We start from the raw sequence: 15,641 nt of genomic DNA on the forward strand, positions 1-15,641 counted from the left end.
CTACGAGCTACGAGCTACGAGCTACGAGCTCCGCGCGGTTGGATTAAGAAAGGTCGAAAAGTTCCCCGGCGGGTGCGGCATTTTCCAAAGCCGCAGTAGGAGCGTCGCTTGAGACGCGAGCCTGAGCCCGCGAGGGATGTTTTTTCTCGCCAAGACTCGCATTCGCGTCTCAAGCGACGCTCCTGCTGCAGGTTATACCTGTATGACTCGACTGTGCGCGCAGCACTGTATCGTCTGCTGGATGCTGCGTTCTGTTTTCCTCAGTGAACCCTGCGCCCTCTGTGGTTAAACCAGCCTTTATGCTTTTTAAAGCACCTGTGGATAGTTTTGTGGGTAAGGTGTGTTTTGTTGTGGGTGAAACCAGCGCGGTGAAAGGCAGGCAGTGCTTTTCCAGCTGCGATACAATCTGTGGATGAATTTCACTTGCTCGCTTTGTTGTCGATAGGATCCCGGATTTATGCTGAGTCGTCTCCAGTTGGGAGATTTTCGCAACTATCGCCAAGCCGACCTTGAGTTCTCCCCTTCTCTGAATGTGATCCTGGGTGACAATGGTAGTGGCAAGACCAGTCTGCTGGAGGCTGTCTACTTTATTGGTAGTGGGGGGCGCTCCTTTCGGGGTGGTCGCTTGTCTCGCCTGGTTCGTGACGGTGCTGATGCGGCGACTCTTTATGCCGAGGTTCTCTCTGATGAGCAGCTGCATCGCCTGGGGGTTCGTCGCACTCCCGGAGGTATTGATGCCATCAAGCTGGATGGTCAGACCCCCAAAGCCTTGAGCGAAGTGGCTTCCCTCCTTCCTGTTCTTGCGTTACATCCAACCTCCGTTGAGCTTGTGTTTGGTGCTTCAGCCCTGCGGAGACGGTTTATGGACTGGGGGATGTTCCACGTGGAACATCAATTTATGCCACTGTGGAGGCATGCCTCGGCAGCGCTGAAACAACGGAATGCCCTGTTGCGATCAGGTGCAATAAACCCGCGAGAATTGGGCTTTTGGGATCAGCAACTGGCCGAGAGTTCTGATAGAATCGAAGGGTTACGCAGGGCCTATCTGTCTGCCTTGCAGGACGGATTGAAACGGGTGATGGCCGTGCTGTCCCCGGAGTTAAACGTCCGTATTCAGCTGCAGACAGGCCTGCAGAAAGGTGAGACTACCCAGGATGCTTTGCTGCGTTTGCGGCAAGACGATATCCGTCGTGGCTTCAGTCAAGCGGGGTTTCATCGTAGCGATATTCGCATTGCCATTGGTGATGTGGTGGCGCGGGATCGAGTGTCTCGTGGCCAGGCTAAATTAATAGCCTATGGATTGATGCTGGCGCAACTGCCTCTGATCAGTGAAGCCGGCAAGGTGTGTACCCTGTTGGTGGATGATCTGGCCGCAGAGCTGGACGAAGAGCATCGCAACCGTTTGCTGGGCTATCTTGCCGGCACAGGACACCAGACATTGATAACGGCCCTGGATGAACCGTCCTGGGCTGCAGTGGTGAATGACAATAACGCACTAAAGACGGTGGAAAGCAAAATGTTCCACGTGGAACATGGTCGACTTAGGCCGCTGTCCCCTACCGGGAGTGAATAAGGAAAGAGCATGGCGGAGAAAAATTACGATTCATCCAGCATTAAGGTGCTGAAAGGGTTGGATGCCGTTCGCAAACGCCCCGGCATGTATATTGGTGACACGGATGACGGCACCGGCCTCCACCACATGGTGTTTGAGGTGGTGGATAACTCTATCGATGAGGCTCTGGCTGGCTTCTGTTCCGAGATCAAGGTGGTGATTCACCCGGACGAGTCTGTCTCCATTCAGGATAATGGTCGGGGTATTCCGACGGATATCCATGAGGAAGAAGGCGTGTCTGCGGCAGAAGTTATCCTCACCGTACTCCATGCTGGCGGCAAGTTCGATGACAACACCTATAAGGTTTCCGGTGGTCTTCACGGTGTGGGTGTGTCGGTGGTAAACGCCCTTTCCGAAGAGCTGAAGCTGACCATTCGCCGTAACGGCCAGGTGCATGAGCAGATTTATCGCCATGGCGTGCCGGACAAGCCCCTGGAAGTGGTAGGCAGCACTGAAACCAGCGGCACTAGCGTGCACTTCCGCCCTTCCGCCGAGACCTTCAGCAATATCAAGTTCCACTACGATATTCTCGCCAAGCGTCTGCGGGAGCTGAGCTTCCTGAACTCGGGTGTGCGTATTCACCTGAAGGACGAGCGTAGCGGCGAAGAGGAAATCTTCGAATATGAAGGTGGTCTAAGTGCCTTTGTCAGCTACCTGAACGTGAACAAAACCCCGCTGAACCAGGTATTCCACTTCCAGTACGAGCGCGAGGAAGACGGTATCGCGGTAGAAGTGGCCATGCAGTGGAATGATTCCTACCAGGAAAACATCTTCTGCTTTACCAACAATATCCCCCAGCGCGATGGGGGGACTCACCTTGCCGGTTTCCGCGGTGCCCTCACCCGGACCCTGAACAACTACATGGACAAGGAAGGCCTGCTCAAGAAGGAAAAGGCTAACCCATCCGGTGATGACGCTCGTGAGGGGCTCACGGCGGTGATCTCCGTGAAGGTGCCGGATCCCAAGTTCTCCAGCCAGACCAAGGACAAGCTGGTGTCCTCGGAAGTGAAAGGCGCGGTAGAGCAGACCATGGGCGAGCTTTTCCAGGATTATTTGCTGGAAAACCCGGGCGAAGCCAAGGCGATTACCCAGAAAATCATTGATGCTGCCCGTGCCCGTGATGCGGCGCGTAAAGCGCGGGAAATGACCCGTCGTAAAGGCGCGCTGGACATCGCTGGTCTGCCCGGCAAACTGGCGGATTGTCAGCAGAAAGATCCTGCCCAGTCAGAACTCTACATTGTGGAGGGTGACTCTGCGGGGGGCTCGGCAAAACAGGGCCGTGACCGCAAGAACCAGGCGATTCTGCCGTTGAAGGGTAAAATTCTCAACGTGGAGAAAGCACGCTTCGACAAGATGCTCTCCTCCCAGGAAGTGGGCACGCTGATTACGGCGCTGGGTTGCGGTATCGGCCGTGATGAATACAACGTAGAAAAGCTGCGCTACCACCGCATCATTATCATGACGGATGCGGACGTGGATGGTTCCCACATTCGTACCCTGCTGCTCACCTTCTTCTTCCGTCAGATGCCTGAGCTGATCGAGCGTGGCTACATTTATATCGCCCAGCCGCCGCTGTACAAGGTGAAGAAAGGCAAACAGGAAACCTATATCAAGGATGATCCGGCCATGGAGGAGTATCTGACGACTCTGGCGCTGGAAAAGACCGCCCTCTTCCCGGGTAACGATGCACCGCCAATCAGTGGTGAACCGCTGGCTAACCTGATTGCAGAATATCGCAATGTTATGAAAATTGTTGATCGTCAGTCCCGTGTCTTCCCGGAGGAAGTACTGGAGCAGATGATCTACATGGCGTCTTTGAATGAAGACAGCCTGAAGGATCAGGCAGGCATGGAAAGCTGGTGTGAGATCCTTGGCAAGCGTGTGGATGCCATTACCGATGCCACCCAGACGTTCACGATTACTGCGGCCAAGGATGAAGAGCGAGGCATCTATCTGCCACGTGTGCAAGTACTCGCTCACGGTGTGCCCCGCGAATATCGGGTCACCGTGGATTTCCTGCAGTCACCTGACTACCAGAAGATCAAGGCACTGGGGGAAACTCTGGAAGGCTTGCTGGAAGATGATGCCTACATCCAGCGTGGAGAGACCCAGCGTCCTATCCGCCACTTCGCCGATGCACTGGAGTGGTTGATGGTGCAGGCCCGTCGCGGCACGGCGATCCAGCGCTATAAAGGGTTGGGTGAGATGAATGCGGAACAGCTGTGGGAAACCACGATGGATCCGGAAAGCCGTCGCATGTTGCAGGTGACCATCGAGGACGCCATCGCGGCAGACCAGATCTTCACCTGCCTGATGGGCGACGACGTGGACCCTCGCCGTCAGTTCATCGAGTCCAACGCGCTGCAGGTATCCAACCTGGACGTGTAAGCGCCGGGAAGCGAGGTACGAGTCACGAGTTTCGAAAACCGGCATTGTTCCCGTCTGGGTATCGCCTTTCGAAACTCGCTTCTCACAACTCGCTACTGCGGTTGAAGCATAAAAAAAGCGAACCAAAGGGTTCGCTTTTTTTTGCCTTTCGCTTCTCGCGTCAGGCCTCTGGGATCATGCGTAACTTAAACCGCAAAATCTTCCAGCTTGGCACCTTTTGACAGTGCATCCTGAAGCCACAGGGGACGCTTGCCGCGGCCGGTCCAGGTGTTGCTGCTGTTGGCGGGATCACGGTACTTCACAGCGGCAGGTTTACGGACACCGGTTTTCTTCTTGGCTGCGCCTTTTTTGCGAGTGGTTTTCTTTTTCTCGCTGGCACCTTTGAGAAGTTCGGAAGGATCAACGCCCAGTTCCTTGGCCATCTTTTCCAGCACTGCCTGGGCATTTTTCAGCTCAGCCTTACGCTTTTTGTCCAGAGCAGCTTCCGCTTGCTTGATCAGTTTTTCCAGTTCGTCGATGGAAAGTTCATCAAGATTGATGGTCATTATCATACCCTTGTGAGTAGTCAGTAAAATGCGCGGATGACTGTAGTTATTTTAAGGAGGGTTGGCAATAAGGGGGGCTTAAAATCGCTACGAGCTACGAGCTACGAGCTACAAGCTACAAGCTACAAGCTACGCTTGATTTGAAAGGAAAACCCCGAATAGTTCCCGGGTTATATGATTTCGACGAAGCAGAGGTAGGAGCGCATGTGATTCGCTGCGCCCGGTTCGTTCCTTGGAAGGGAGCTCCTGCTGAGGAGGCTTTTGATTTTTCTTGCAGCTAGAAACTCGTAGCTCGCCGCTGATTTTTTATTCCGAAAGCTCACCAGGATAATGATCCCGAATCCATTCCTGCACTTCCGTTGTCACCTGCTGGGCTTTTTTGCCTTCAGTGGTGATAGGTGGGCTGATACGGATGGTGATAGTGCCGGGGTAGCGAACCCAGCTTCCTTTGGGCCAGCAATCGCCACTGTTATGGCTGATGGCGATCACGGGGACGCCGGCCTGACAGGCGAGCATGGTACCGCCGTGATTGAATTTGCCGATAGTGCCCGGCTGCTGACGGGTACCCTCGGGGAAAATCACAACGGGAAGGCCCTGATTGAGCCGCTCCTTGCCCTGCTTGAGCAGAGACTTGAGGGCCGCATTGCCCTTGCTGCGGTCAATGCGGATCGGGTTGAGCAGCGCCAGCCCCCAACCAAAGAACGGCACCCATAGCAGTTCTTTTTTGACTACCGTTGTCTGCGGACAAATCACGGTTTGCAGATAAAAGGTTTCCCAACTGCTTTGGTGATTGGGAAGCACCAGACAAGGGGTATTGGGTAGATGCTCTGCGCCTTCCAGTTTGACCTCTACCCGGTTGAGGTGACGGTCCAGCCACATGGCACAGCGGGTCCAGCCGTTAATGAAACGGTGGCGAGGCTTGAGCGGTAAAAAAGGACCGATCAGAACGCAAAGAAAACTGTAGAGAATACCGGCCAGGTTATACAGCACGAAAAACAGCGCGCTGCGAACCTTGATCGACAGCGACGGTGTGTCGTGCTGCATAGTTAATCCTTCAAGGTGTGATCAACAAAATCAGCCAGAGAATCAAATACCGCGACCTCACCCAGAGATGCAGGTAAGCCTTTATCAAAGGTTTTCTGGCCTTTCCCGGTGAGTACCAGCACCGGTTGGCAGTGACGGGCCAAGCCCGCTTCCAAGTCCCTAAGGCTATCACCAATCAGGGGCGCACCGGACACATCGCCATACTCGGTAACAATCTGGTCGATCAGACCGGGCAGCGGCTTGCGGCAGTCACAGCCATCCTCTGGCGCGTGAGGGCAATGGTAGATTTTGCCCAGCTCGCCACCCTGCCCTGCCACCAGCGCACGCAGTCGATCATGCATGGCAGTGAGAGTGGCCTCATCATAATAACCGCGACCAATCCCGGACTGATTGGTGGCCACCACCACGGTATACCCCGCCTTGCTCAGGCGAGCAATGGCCTCGATGCTGCCGGGGATGGGAATCCACTCGTCCACGGTTTTGATGTAGGCATCGGAGTCTTGGTTAATGACACCGTCGCGGTCGAGGATAACCAGTTTGTTCATGGTGTTCCTTGTAGTTTGCCGTAGGAGTGTCGGTTATTCGCTGCGCTCGGCCCCTAGCCAGGAACGAGTTTCGAGTTTCGAGTTGCGAAAACCTTGAAGCAGTAAGGTCTGCCGGTATCGCCTTTCGAAACTCGCTTCTCGTAACTCGCAACTTTGTGATCGCGCTGCCAGCGATGCTCCTACGGCGGTGTAGATTTATAAACAAAGGCCGCAGTTACTGCGGCCCTGGTTTAGCGTGTTGCGTGCAGCGTCGTTTATTCCTGCAACAGACTGATATCTGCCACGTTCAGGAACAGGTCTCGCAAGAACGCCAGAATGGCCAGGCGATTATTGCGCACGGCTTCGTCTTCGGCCATCACCATGACCGTGTCGAAGAAGGCGTCTACCGGCTCACGGAGTTCGGCCAGCATTTCCAGTACGCCCTGATAATCGCCCTTCTCCAGCAGTGGTTCAGACTGCTCGTAACTGGCTACCACCAGATTGGTGAGGGTCTGTTCGGCCTCATCTTCCAGCAGAGCACCATCAATCTCTTCCGGCGCATCGCCTTCCAGCTTGGCCAGGATGTTGGAGACCCGCTTGTTGGCGGCAGCCAGGGCGGCGGCCTCTTCGCGCTGCTGGAACTCGGCTACCGCTTTCACGCGGCGATCGAAATCCAGTGGCTTGCGGCAGGCGTCGTCGATGGCCAGCACCGACAGGATCACCGGCGTGGCAATGCCCTGCTCCTGGTACATGGCGCGGTAGCGGCCCTTGATAAAGTCGTAAGCATCCTGAACATAATTGGAGTCTATTTTTCCACTTAAAGACTCAGCAGCCTCATAGAGAAGTTCATAGATATCAAGATTAAGCTCATTCTCTATGATGATGCGCAGCACACCTAGGGTGGCACGACGCAGTGCGTAAGGGTCCTTGGCTCCACTGGGCTTCTGGCCGATACCGAAAATGCCCACCAGCGTATCGATCTTGTCGGCCAGGGACACGGCCATACCGATCTTGCTTTGCGGCAGGGTGTCACCGGCATAGCGCGGCAGGTACTGTTCGTACAGTGCCTTGGCCACGTCTTCCGGTTGGCCTTCGCGCTGGGCCAAGTAGTAACCCATGATGCCCTGCATGGTGTCGAACTCGTACACCATCTCGCTGTTCAGATCGGCTTTGCTCAACTCGCCCGCCAGCTTGGCCTGATCGCTGTTACCACCGATGTGGTTAGCAATAATGCTGGCAAGTCGGCCAATACGCTGGCACTTGTCCGCCACGGTACCCAGTTGCTGCTGGAATACGACATTGGCCAGACCTTCGCCGTGCTGGGCCAGGGTCTTCTTGCAATCGTTGTCGTAGAAGAAGGCCGCATCTGCCAGACGTGGGCGAATCACCTTCTCGTTACCGGCGATCACCTGTTGTGCATCCTTGGACTGGATGTTGCTGATGGTGATGAACCTGGGCATCAGCTTGCCGTTGCCATCCAGCACCGAGAAGTACTTCTGGTGTTCTTCCATGGCGCTGATCAGCGCTTCCTGGGGAACACGCAGGAAGTCGTTGTCGAAGCTGCCGGTGAGGGCTTCCGGCCACTCTACCAGGGCAGTGACTTCGTTGAGCAGGTCAGGATCAATCTGCGCGGTGCCGCCGGCCTGCTTGCCCGCGGCAATGGCCTGTTCTTCGATCATGGCCTTGCGGCGATTGAAGTCGGCGATCACGTGACCGTCGCTTTCCATCCGAGTCTGGTACTCGCCGGCGTTGGCCAGCTCAATGGCCCCCGGTGCGTGGAAACGGTGGCCATAGCTGGTGCGACCGGATTGCAGGTCCAGCAACTCGAACGGCACCACTTCGTCACCGAACAGCGCTACCAGCCAGTGCGCCGGACGCACAAACTGTACCTTGCGTTTGCCCCAGCGCATGCGCTTGGGAATCGGTAGCTTCTGGATGGCCAGGGAGAAAAACTCCGGCACCAGCTCCACGGTGGGCTTGCCCTGTTCGGTAATGTTGGCGACCAGACGCTCGCCCTTGCCGGTGTCCTGACGACCCAGCTGGTCTACGGTCAGGCCCAGCGAGGCGGCAAAGCCCTGGGCTGCCTTGGTGGGGTTGCCGTCCTTGTCGAAGGCGGCTTGCACAGCCGGGCCCTGACGCTCGATATCGCGGTCGGCCTGCTTGTCATCCAGGCCTCGCACCAGCACAGCCAAACGGCGGGGGGCGGCAAAGCTTTCCACGTCACCATGATTCAGGCCGGCTTCATCCAGCTGGCGGACAAATTCTTCGGTGAGCGCGGCGCTCAGGTTGGGCAGCGCTTTCGGGGGCAGCTCTTCCGTGCCCAGTTCAATCAGCAAATCCCGGGACATTATTTCTTCCCCTTCTTGTTCGCCTGTTTGGCGGCTTTCTCATCCTGCTTTTGCAGTTCCGCTTCCACTTCCTCACGAATGGCGTCGTCAGCCATGGGGAAGCCCAACTTGCGGCGTGCATCGAAGTAAGCCTGGGCCACGGCACGGGCCAGGGTGCGTACACGCAGGATAAAGCGCTGGCGTTCGGTCACGGAGATGGCCTTGCGGGCATCCAGCAGGTTGAAGGTATGGGAGGCCTTCAATACATATTCATAGGCCGGCAGCGGCAGGCCGGCCTCGATCAGCTTGGTGGACTCGGACTCGAACAGGTCGAACTGCTTGAACAGCTCGTCCACGTTGGCGTGTTCGAAGTTGAAGGTGGACATCTCCACTTCGTTTTGCAGGAACACATCGCCGTAAGTCACCTTGCCGAAGGGGCCGTCGGACCAGATTAGGTCGTAGACGGAGTCCACCCCCTGGATGTACATGGCCAGGCGCTCGAGGCCATAGGTGATCTCACCGGTAACCGGGTAGCAGTCGATGCCGCCGACCTGCTGGAAGTAGGTGAACTGGGTCACTTCCATGCCGTTGAGCCACACTTCCCAGCCCAGCCCCCAGGCGCCCAGAGTGGGTGATTCCCAGTTGTCTTCCACAAAGCGGATATCATGGACCAGCGGATCAAAGCCGAGCATGCGCAGGGAGCCGAGATACAGCTCCTGGATGTTGTCCGGAGACGGTTTCAGGACCACCTGGAACTGGTAATAGTGCTGCAGCCGATTGGGGTTTTCCCCGTAGCGGCCATCAGTAGGACGCCGGGAAGGCTGAACATAGGCGCTGTTCCAGTTCTCCGGGCCGATGGCGCGCAGGAAGGTGGAGGGGTGAAAAGTGCCCGCGCCCACTTCCATGTCCAGCGGCTGCACAACCACGCAACCCTGCTCTGCCCAGTACTGCTGCAGGGCCAGAATCAGGCCCTGGAAAGTCATGATGTCCGTCTGCGGTTGTTCCGCCATGGTGAATCCTGTTGTTCGAGTTCGTTTACCGCGAAAAATCAGCCGCCAAGTATACCGGGCCGCACCCGCTGGTGATACCGCTGAACGGCAGGGAATGGCTACTGACACCAGGGTGTCAGGAGAGCAGGATTAGAATGACGCAGCCGTTGGACTTAATTAATGTCTCCGGCATACCTTCTGTGGGGATAACAGGGAAGACAATGCGACCAGCAGAGCGGTTGTTTCAGATTGTACAGGCTCTCGGTGCCAATCAGTGGACCACAGCGGCCAGTCTGGCGGAGCGGTTTCAGGTGTCCGAGCGCACCATCTACCGGGATATTGATCACCTCAGTGCCAGTGGTGTGCCGGTTTATTCCCAGGCGGGGAAAGGCTATGCCCTGCTGGAGGGGTATCAGCTACCGCCGTTGATGTTCAGCCCGGAAGAATGGCAGGTGTTGTTGAGCAGCCTGGCCATGGCTCAGGGCTGGGCGGGTAAACGCCAGGCCGAAGCGCTACGCGCGGTACAGGAAAAACTGGCCATGGCGGTGCCGGCGCAGCTGCGCGATATGACTCCTTCGGTAAGTGCGCCGGTGCTTCCGGAGCGTCGAATGCTGGGAGCCCTGCTGGATCCTTTGCAGCGGGCGATTGCTGAACGCCGCAAAATCCAGCTGCATTATCGGGATGCTCAGGAGCAGCCCAGTAAAAGGATTCTCTGGCCCCTGGGTCTGTATTTCTGGGGTCATTGCTGGACATTGGTGGGCTGGTGCGAACTACGGGCAGCCTTCCGCCACTTCCGTGTGGACCGCATTGTGATACTGCAAACACTGGAGCTGGATTATCCGGTCGTTCCGGGACAGACCCTGGCGGACTATGAAGCCTGGGAAAAGCATCGTTGTGAAAGAGAGCAAAAAGATGAAAGACCGTTGTCCCTGGTGCGGTGATGATCCGCTATATCAGCACTACCATGATCATGAATGGGGTGTGCCGGACTATGATGATCGCAGCTTGTTTGAGTGCCTCAATCTGGAGGGGGCCCAAGCGGGGTTGAGCTGGATTACGGTACTGCGTAAACGGGATCGTTACCGTGAGGTATTCGATCGCTTCGATGCGGAAAAGATCGTCCGTTACGACGAGGGCAAGGTGGCCGAGTTACTGGCTGACCCGGGTATCATCCGCAATCGCCTTAAAGTCCGTGCCACCATAGGCAATGCGCGCGCATATCTGGATTTAAAGGAAGAAGGCCGCACGTTTAGCGATTTTTTATGGGATTTCGTTGATGGAAGTCCGCAGATCAATCACTTTGCCAGCCTTAAACAGGTGCCTGCTGCTACTCCTCAGGCTGAAGCCATGAGCAAGGCACTGAAAAAACGTGGCTTCAAATTTGTCGGCCCCACCATCGTCTATGCCTTCATGCAGGCCACCGGGATGGTTAACGACCACCTGCTAAGCTGTCCAAGGCACGCCGAGTTGTCCTGACAAGCCATGTCTGATTTGTAGGAGCGTCACTGGCGGGGCTATTCAATCAGTTTCGAGTTTCGAGGAGCGAGTGACGAAAGGCAAAACAACGGGTGGCTCTACCTGAAGGTTTTCGTGACTTGGAAGCGTTACTCGCTGTTCGGGATGGTTATGCTGCCACCAACCGATGCGTCCAGGGTTGAAACCTGTGGACGCGGGCGGTGCATTTCAGATGAGAATCCATTTATCCGCGTTGCAACTGGTAACTTGAAACTTGCCCTCCCAAAAGTTGGTACACCCCTTGCTCTGTTTTCACAGTGGAGAGTGGAAAACAAAAGACAGGATGTCTAAAGGGTGCAACGTCATGAATAACAGCAAGCCCATTGCCATCATCAAGACCGGGTCTACCTACCCGCAAATCAGCAATCACTATGGTGATTTCGAACAGTGGATCGCCAGTGGTCTGGCGACGGCGGCACCGGTTTGGGTGGTGGATGTTTCACAAGGTGATCATTTACCTGAGGCATCAGCGTTGGCCGGGCTGGTGATTACCGGTTCCCATGCCATGGTGACAGATCAGGCGGACTGGATGACCACGTTGAGTCATTGGTTGTATCGCGCGATTCACCAGCTGCCCACCCTGCCCGTGCTTGGCCTTTGTTTTGGCCATCAACTGCTGGCGCAGACCCTGGGCGGCGAAGTGGCGGATAACCCGGTGGGTATTGAGGTAGGAACGGTGCCGTTACGTCTCACTCAGGCTGGCCATCAGGATGCCCTGTTAAGTGCCATCGAGAATCACCCGTGGGCACAAGTGGTGCACAGACAGTCAGTGCTTACTCCGCCCCCAGGCGCCACGGTGCTTGCCAGCAATGTACATGATGCCTGCCAGGCTTTCCGCTATGGGGAGTGTGTCTGGGGGGTGCAGTTCCACCCCGAATTCAGCGCCGATGTGATGCGTGCCTATCTGCAGGCGTTGAGCGGAGACAGCCTGAGTCAGGAGCAGGTGGATACCTATCTACAGGATGTGCGCGAGTGCGATGACGCTAGCAGTATTCTGGCGGGGTTTGCACGATTGATCCTGCCGCAGGTGGCGTAAAAGCAGTTGCGAGAAGCGAGTTACGGGTTGCGAAAACCTGACCTTTGCCTTTCGAAACTCGTTACTCGCAACCCGAAACTATCCGTTATTCCACCGGCTGGGTGTTTGAGCCGAATACTGCGCCGATCAGGGCACTCCCCTGCTGCATGGGGTTGTTGCGGATCAGGGTTTCCTGCTCACCGATGCGCGTGTAGAGCTGGTCCATGCTGTTGTCGATGACATAGCTTTCCAGATTTAGATTGGGTTTGTCAGTGAGTGGTAACTTATCGTATACCCCAAGCAAAGTCTGGTATTGGTCGTAAAATCCGGTCTGTTTCAGGCTGTCTTGCACGATCGGCTGGAAGCGCTGACGCAGGCTGCTTTCGGTTTCACCGCGGAAGTAGCTGGTGGCAGCGGTATCCCCGCCCTGAATGATGCCGAGGGCATCGTCCACGCTCATGGCGTTGATGGCATTCTTGAAAACCGGTGCGCCGGCGGCGACCGCTTTTTCGGCACCCCGGTTCATGGCGGTCTCTACCTTATCCACATAACTGCCCATGCCGAACTGGCGCAGAGTGTTGGCGATGGGTTGAGCGGCCTGGGGGAGCTGGAGGTTCATGGCTCCTTCCTGGGACAACTGTGCCGCTGCCGCATCGGTTCCTTTCACCAGTGCTTCCTTGATACCCGCCGCCAGTTTTTCGTCGGTGTTATAGCCGGCGCTCTTGGCCATGTCGTTACCCATGCTCACCCACGGCATGATGGCTTCCATGTTCTGACAACCGGCCAGGGCCAGGCCAAGTGAAAGAGGGACGAGGGGCAAAAGTTTCTTCACAGCGGGATCTCCTTGGTTTTGATGCTCATGCTACTGCATAGCGGGCGGGCTGCTAAACACTTCTTTGAGGAGCAAGTTTCAAGTTGCAAGTTTCAACGCGGATGAGGGTGATGAGATCTGGCCGGTAATGGCCCGCGCTTCAACGCATGCGTGTTGCGCGGGCACGGCCTTTCAGGGCTCAATAACTTGTAACGCGCCTTGTAACTTGAAACTTGTAGCTTGCAACTGCTTTATGACCGACGACGACTACCGCGAACAGCACAAACAACGGCTGGCCTATATGCCCTGGTTGTATGGCCGATTGAAGCCGAAACATCGCGCTTGGGCGGAGCCCTGGCAGATCGCGATACAGCAACGGTTGATGCAGCTGGAGACGGTGCATTTCGGCGAGGGTTGTTTTGTGGCCCCGCAGGCGGTGCTGTTGGCAGAGCCGGGTCGCGACATTATCGTGGGCGATGGCAGCCAGATCGCGGCAGATTGTGTGATTCATGGTCCGGTGAGTCTCGGCCGACGGGTCAGTATCAATCACCATGTCAGCCTGGAGGGTGGAGCTGCGGGTATCCATATCGGCGATGACACCCGCATTGCTGCCTACTGCACGCTTTATGCCTTCAATCACGGGATGGCGGCGGATCGCCTGGTGCGTGAGCAGCCGGTGACGTCCCGGGGGATTCATATTGGCAGCGATGTCTGGATTGGTGCCCGTGTCGGGATCGTGGACGGGGTGCGTATTGGTGATCATGCGGTAGTGGGCATGGGGGCTGTGGTTACCCGTGATGTGCCAGCCTGGACCATTGTGGCGGGGAACCCCGCCCGCCCTGTAGGGCGTCGCCCCGGCGCTCCTGAACAGCCGGTGACATAAGCCGTAACATTCTCTCTATTGAACGATGTTTAGTTAAGGTGGTTCAATGTCGTCATTCAATTAAACACTGTTAAATAAATGAGGGATCCCCCATGGATGAGAGCACGATTCAGCGCCACTCCAGCGGATGGCTGTTTTATGTGAAGGCCTCCTTTGCGATCAGTCTAGGACTCATGATCGTCGGTATCGTTTGGTTGCCCACCGATTTGTGGATCAAGGGATACCTGGTGATGGGCAGCCTGTTTGTGGTCGGCTCCACCATTACCCTCGCCAAGACCCTGCGTGACGATCATGAGGCCCGGCGACTGATCAATCGTATCAGTGACGCCAAGACCGAACGGTTGCTGAAGGAATATACGGATTAGCAGGCCTGACGCCGGGCGCTTGGAGCCCGACGAGGCAAAACAGGTTCGATCACCGGCATCGAACACTCAAAGGAGAGAATCATGGCTACAGCCTGGAACAAACTGAAAACCCTGATGCGCGGGCAGGCTCGCGTCAGTATGGAACAGATCGTTAACGCCAACGACATGTTGTTGCTGGATCAGCAGCTTTATGAAACCGAACAGGCGCTACGCGATGCCCGTCGCCAGTTGGCACGGCTGATGGCGGAGGAAAAGATTAACCAGCGTCGCAGTGCGGATCTGTTGGCCAGTGTTCGCCATTATGAGAATGGTGCCCGGCAGGCAATGGCCGCAGACGATGAGACGCTGGCACTGGATATTGGTAAACGGTTGGCGGAGCTGGAACAACAGCAGACCCGGCTCGATCGTCAAGGGGTGACACTGGAACAGCAGAAAACCGAGTTCCAGAGTTTCATCAAGCAGGCGGCGGACAAACTGAAAAGCCTGCGTCAGGAGCAGTCACTGGCACGAACACAGGAAGCCCTGTTTGGCGAATCCCGGCAGCGGGAGAATGAGCATCGCGGCCTGGCTCAGCGCTTGAGTGACAGTCAGCAGACCCTGCAGCATATTCAGCAACGGCAGGAAGAATGTCGCCTGTTGTGGCAAAGTGAGGTGCAAATGGGGGCAGAGATGGGATTCGCCGGTGGCGACAGTCTGGACCAGCGCATGGCGGAGGCCGGCATTGGTGACAGCCAGAGCCGCCGTGCAGAAGAGATTCTGGCGGGGTTGCGCGAAGCAAAAGCGTAGGCATCCAAACAGTTCCGAATGGCGAGTAACGAGTTTCGAAAGGCAGAACCTCGCAGGAAAACGGTTGGGGGAGATTCAGCTTGCTGAACGGAGCTTTTCGCTTTTCGAAACTCGTTACTCGCAACTCGCTTCGGACCTTGGCGGAGATGCCCTGAGGCATTTCCGCCCTACGACAAGATTAAAGAACAGGGAAATTCGGTGGCACGTCGTAATCAACACAGTCGAGAAGAACTGCAAACGTTAGCCATTCAGGCGGTACGGGATCTGGTCAGTGAGAATGGGCTTGAGAAACTCAGCGTCCGCAAAGTGGCAGAGCGTATCGGTTACACTGCCGGCATGCTTTACCATGTGTTCGCCAATCTGGATGATCTGATCCTGCAGGCGAATGCCGATACCCTGGAGCAGCTTCTGTCGGCAATGACGGAGCGAGAAGATGTTTCCCCACGGCAACGGCTGGACCGGATGGCCAGGGTATATGTGTCCATGGCCCGTGATCAGACGGCTTTATGGAAGATGGTCTTTCTTCACCAGATGCAGAATCAAGCGCAGGTTCCTGAGTGGTATTTGCAAAAGACCGCCGCGCTTTTCAGCCAGGTAGAAGCCTGCATGGCCAGCTTGGCGGAACGACAGACTGCAGAGCAGATCCATCTTGCTGCACGGACGCTCTGGGGAAGTGTGCATGGCATTGCGGTGTTGGCAGCGGATGACAAGTTGGTGGTAGCCGGGGATGTGGATGAACAGGCGATGCTGGATTCGTTGTTGCAGCACTATCTGAATAGCTGGGCGGGGGAAAAATAAGCTACGAGCTACTAGCTGCGAGCTTCAACACGGGATAGA

15 protein-coding genes are annotated in these 15,641 nt (G+C 56.2%); 9 read left to right on the forward strand and 6 right to left on the reverse strand.

The features are described 5' to 3' along the window. Positions 1-457: 457 nt before the first annotated feature. Together recF and gyrB are read left to right on the forward strand one after the other, a co-directional pair. Positions 458-1,573, forward strand: a complete 1,116-nt coding sequence (gene recF, locus Y5S_RS13365; protein WP_035233634.1) for a DNA replication/repair protein RecF — start codon at positions 458-460, stop codon at positions 1,571-1,573. A gap of 9 nt (positions 1,574-1,582) precedes the next feature. Then, positions 1,583-4,000, forward strand: a complete 2,418-nt coding sequence (gyrB, locus tag Y5S_RS13370; RefSeq protein WP_035233636.1) for a DNA topoisomerase (ATP-hydrolyzing) subunit B — start codon at positions 1,583-1,585, stop codon at positions 3,998-4,000. 185 nt (positions 4,001-4,185) lie between these two features. Here the strand turns inward: gyrB and Y5S_RS13375 are convergent, their stop codons facing one another. The 5 genes from Y5S_RS13375 to glyQ all read right to left on the reverse strand — a co-directional run bounded on the left by Y5S_RS13375 (position 4,186) and on the right by glyQ (position 9,450). After that, positions 4,186-4,545: an H-NS histone family protein gene (locus Y5S_RS13375; protein WP_035233637.1), complete on the reverse strand. Its 360-nt coding sequence runs from the start codon at positions 4,543-4,545 to the stop codon at positions 4,186-4,188. A 306-nt stretch (positions 4,546-4,851) separates the two neighbouring features. Further along, entirely contained in the window at positions 4,852-5,589 is a 738-nt protein-coding gene (locus tag Y5S_RS13380; RefSeq protein WP_035233639.1) for a lysophospholipid acyltransferase family protein, read from the reverse strand. Positions 5,590-5,591: 2 nt separating this feature from the next. Next, a complete protein-coding gene (gene gmhB / locus Y5S_RS13385) occupies positions 5,592-6,134 on the reverse strand; it encodes a D-glycero-beta-D-manno-heptose 1,7-bisphosphate 7-phosphatase (protein WP_035233641.1) in 543 nt (180 codons plus the stop codon). Between the two features lie 254 nt (positions 6,135-6,388). Then, complete coding sequence (glyS, locus tag Y5S_RS13390; protein ID WP_035233643.1) at positions 6,389-8,461, reverse strand: glycine--tRNA ligase subunit beta; 2,073 nt, start codon at positions 8,459-8,461, stop codon at positions 6,389-6,391. Continuing rightward, positions 8,461-9,450: a glycine--tRNA ligase subunit alpha gene (glyQ, locus tag Y5S_RS13395; protein ID WP_035233645.1), complete on the reverse strand. Its 990-nt coding sequence runs from the start codon at positions 9,448-9,450 to the stop codon at positions 8,461-8,463. Before glyQ ends, glyS begins: the two co-directional genes overlap by 1 nt. A 218-nt stretch (positions 9,451-9,668) precedes the next feature. On the opposite strand from glyQ, the gene Y5S_RS13400 reads away from it, so the two are divergent. From Y5S_RS13400 to Y5S_RS13410, 3 genes are all read left to right on the forward strand, one after another. Then, entirely contained in the window at positions 9,669-10,370 is a 702-nt protein-coding gene (locus Y5S_RS13400) for a helix-turn-helix transcriptional regulator (protein ID WP_197055150.1), read from the forward strand. Beyond that, positions 10,342-10,905 (forward strand): DNA-3-methyladenine glycosylase I, encoded by a 564-nt coding sequence (locus tag Y5S_RS13405; protein WP_035233648.1) that lies wholly within the window; start codon positions 10,342-10,344, stop codon positions 10,903-10,905. The genes Y5S_RS13400 and Y5S_RS13405 overlap by 29 nt, the downstream gene beginning before the upstream one ends. A 343-nt stretch (positions 10,906-11,248) precedes the next feature. Then, positions 11,249-11,980 carry a glutamine amidotransferase gene (locus tag Y5S_RS13410; RefSeq protein ID WP_035233649.1) on the forward strand — a complete coding sequence of 244 codons (732 nt, stop codon included), beginning with the start codon at positions 11,249-11,251 and terminating at the stop codon, positions 11,978-11,980. 85 nt (positions 11,981-12,065) lie between these two features. Here the strand turns inward: Y5S_RS13410 and Y5S_RS13415 are convergent, their stop codons facing one another. After that, positions 12,066-12,791, reverse strand: a complete 726-nt coding sequence (locus Y5S_RS13415) for a DUF4197 domain-containing protein (protein ID WP_035233650.1) — start codon at positions 12,789-12,791, stop codon at positions 12,066-12,068. Positions 12,792-13,023: 232 nt separating this feature from the next. On the opposite strand from Y5S_RS13415, the gene Y5S_RS13420 reads away from it, so the two are divergent. The 4 genes from Y5S_RS13420 to Y5S_RS13435 all read left to right on the forward strand — a co-directional run bounded on the left by Y5S_RS13420 (position 13,024) and on the right by Y5S_RS13435 (position 15,602). After that, positions 13,024-13,653, forward strand: coding sequence for an acyltransferase (locus Y5S_RS13420; RefSeq protein ID WP_035233651.1), 630 nt, complete (start codon positions 13,024-13,026; stop codon positions 13,651-13,653). Between the two features lie 92 nt (positions 13,654-13,745). Continuing rightward, positions 13,746-14,018 (forward strand): YiaA/YiaB family inner membrane protein, encoded by a 273-nt coding sequence (locus Y5S_RS13425; RefSeq protein ID WP_035233652.1) that lies wholly within the window; start codon positions 13,746-13,748, stop codon positions 14,016-14,018. An 81-nt stretch (positions 14,019-14,099) separates the two neighbouring features. Further along, positions 14,100-14,804, forward strand: a complete 705-nt coding sequence (locus Y5S_RS13430) for a PspA/IM30 family protein (RefSeq protein ID WP_035233653.1) — start codon at positions 14,100-14,102, stop codon at positions 14,802-14,804. 198 nt (positions 14,805-15,002) lie between these two features. Next, the gene (locus tag Y5S_RS13435) at positions 15,003-15,602 is read left to right on the forward strand and encodes a TetR/AcrR family transcriptional regulator (protein ID WP_035233654.1); all 600 of its coding nucleotides are present in this window, start codon (positions 15,003-15,005) and stop codon (positions 15,600-15,602) included. Positions 15,603-15,641: the final 39 nt, after the last annotated feature.

It is taken from the genome of Alcanivorax nanhaiticus, from assembly GCF_000756665.1.
Lineage (GTDB): Bacteria > Pseudomonadota > Gammaproteobacteria > Pseudomonadales > Alcanivoracaceae > Alcanivorax > Alcanivorax nanhaiticus.

Excerpts from the sequence above, each read along its gene's own strand:
- Y5S_RS13405 (WP_035233648.1), top strand. The coding sequence starts at position 10,342 with ATGAAAGACCGTTGTCCCTGGTGCGGTGATGATCCGCTATATCAGCAC.
- glyQ (WP_035233645.1), bottom strand. The coding sequence starts at position 9,450 with ATGGCGGAACAACCGCAGACGGACATCATGACTTTCCAGGGCCTGATT.
- glyS (WP_035233643.1), bottom strand. The coding sequence starts at position 8,461 with ATGTCCCGGGATTTGCTGATTGAACTGGGCACGGAAGAGCTGCCCCCG.
- Y5S_RS13420 (WP_035233651.1), top strand. The coding sequence starts at position 13,024 with ATGACCGACGACGACTACCGCGAACAGCACAAACAACGGCTGGCCTAT.
- recF (WP_035233634.1), top strand. The coding sequence starts at position 458 with ATGCTGAGTCGTCTCCAGTTGGGAGATTTTCGCAACTATCGCCAAGCC.
- Y5S_RS13380 (WP_035233639.1), bottom strand. The coding sequence starts at position 5,589 with ATGCAGCACGACACACCGTCGCTGTCGATCAAGGTTCGCAGCGCGCTG.
- gyrB (WP_035233636.1), top strand. The coding sequence starts at position 1,583 with ATGGCGGAGAAAAATTACGATTCATCCAGCATTAAGGTGCTGAAAGGG.
- Y5S_RS13425 (WP_035233652.1), top strand. The coding sequence starts at position 13,746 with ATGGATGAGAGCACGATTCAGCGCCACTCCAGCGGATGGCTGTTTTAT.
- Y5S_RS13410 (WP_035233649.1), top strand. The coding sequence starts at position 11,249 with ATGAATAACAGCAAGCCCATTGCCATCATCAAGACCGGGTCTACCTAC.
- gmhB (WP_035233641.1), bottom strand. The coding sequence starts at position 6,134 with ATGAACAAACTGGTTATCCTCGACCGCGACGGTGTCATTAACCAAGAC.
- Y5S_RS13375 (WP_035233637.1), bottom strand. The coding sequence starts at position 4,545 with ATGACCATCAATCTTGATGAACTTTCCATCGACGAACTGGAAAAACTG.
- Y5S_RS13430 (WP_035233653.1), top strand. The coding sequence starts at position 14,100 with ATGGCTACAGCCTGGAACAAACTGAAAACCCTGATGCGCGGGCAGGCT.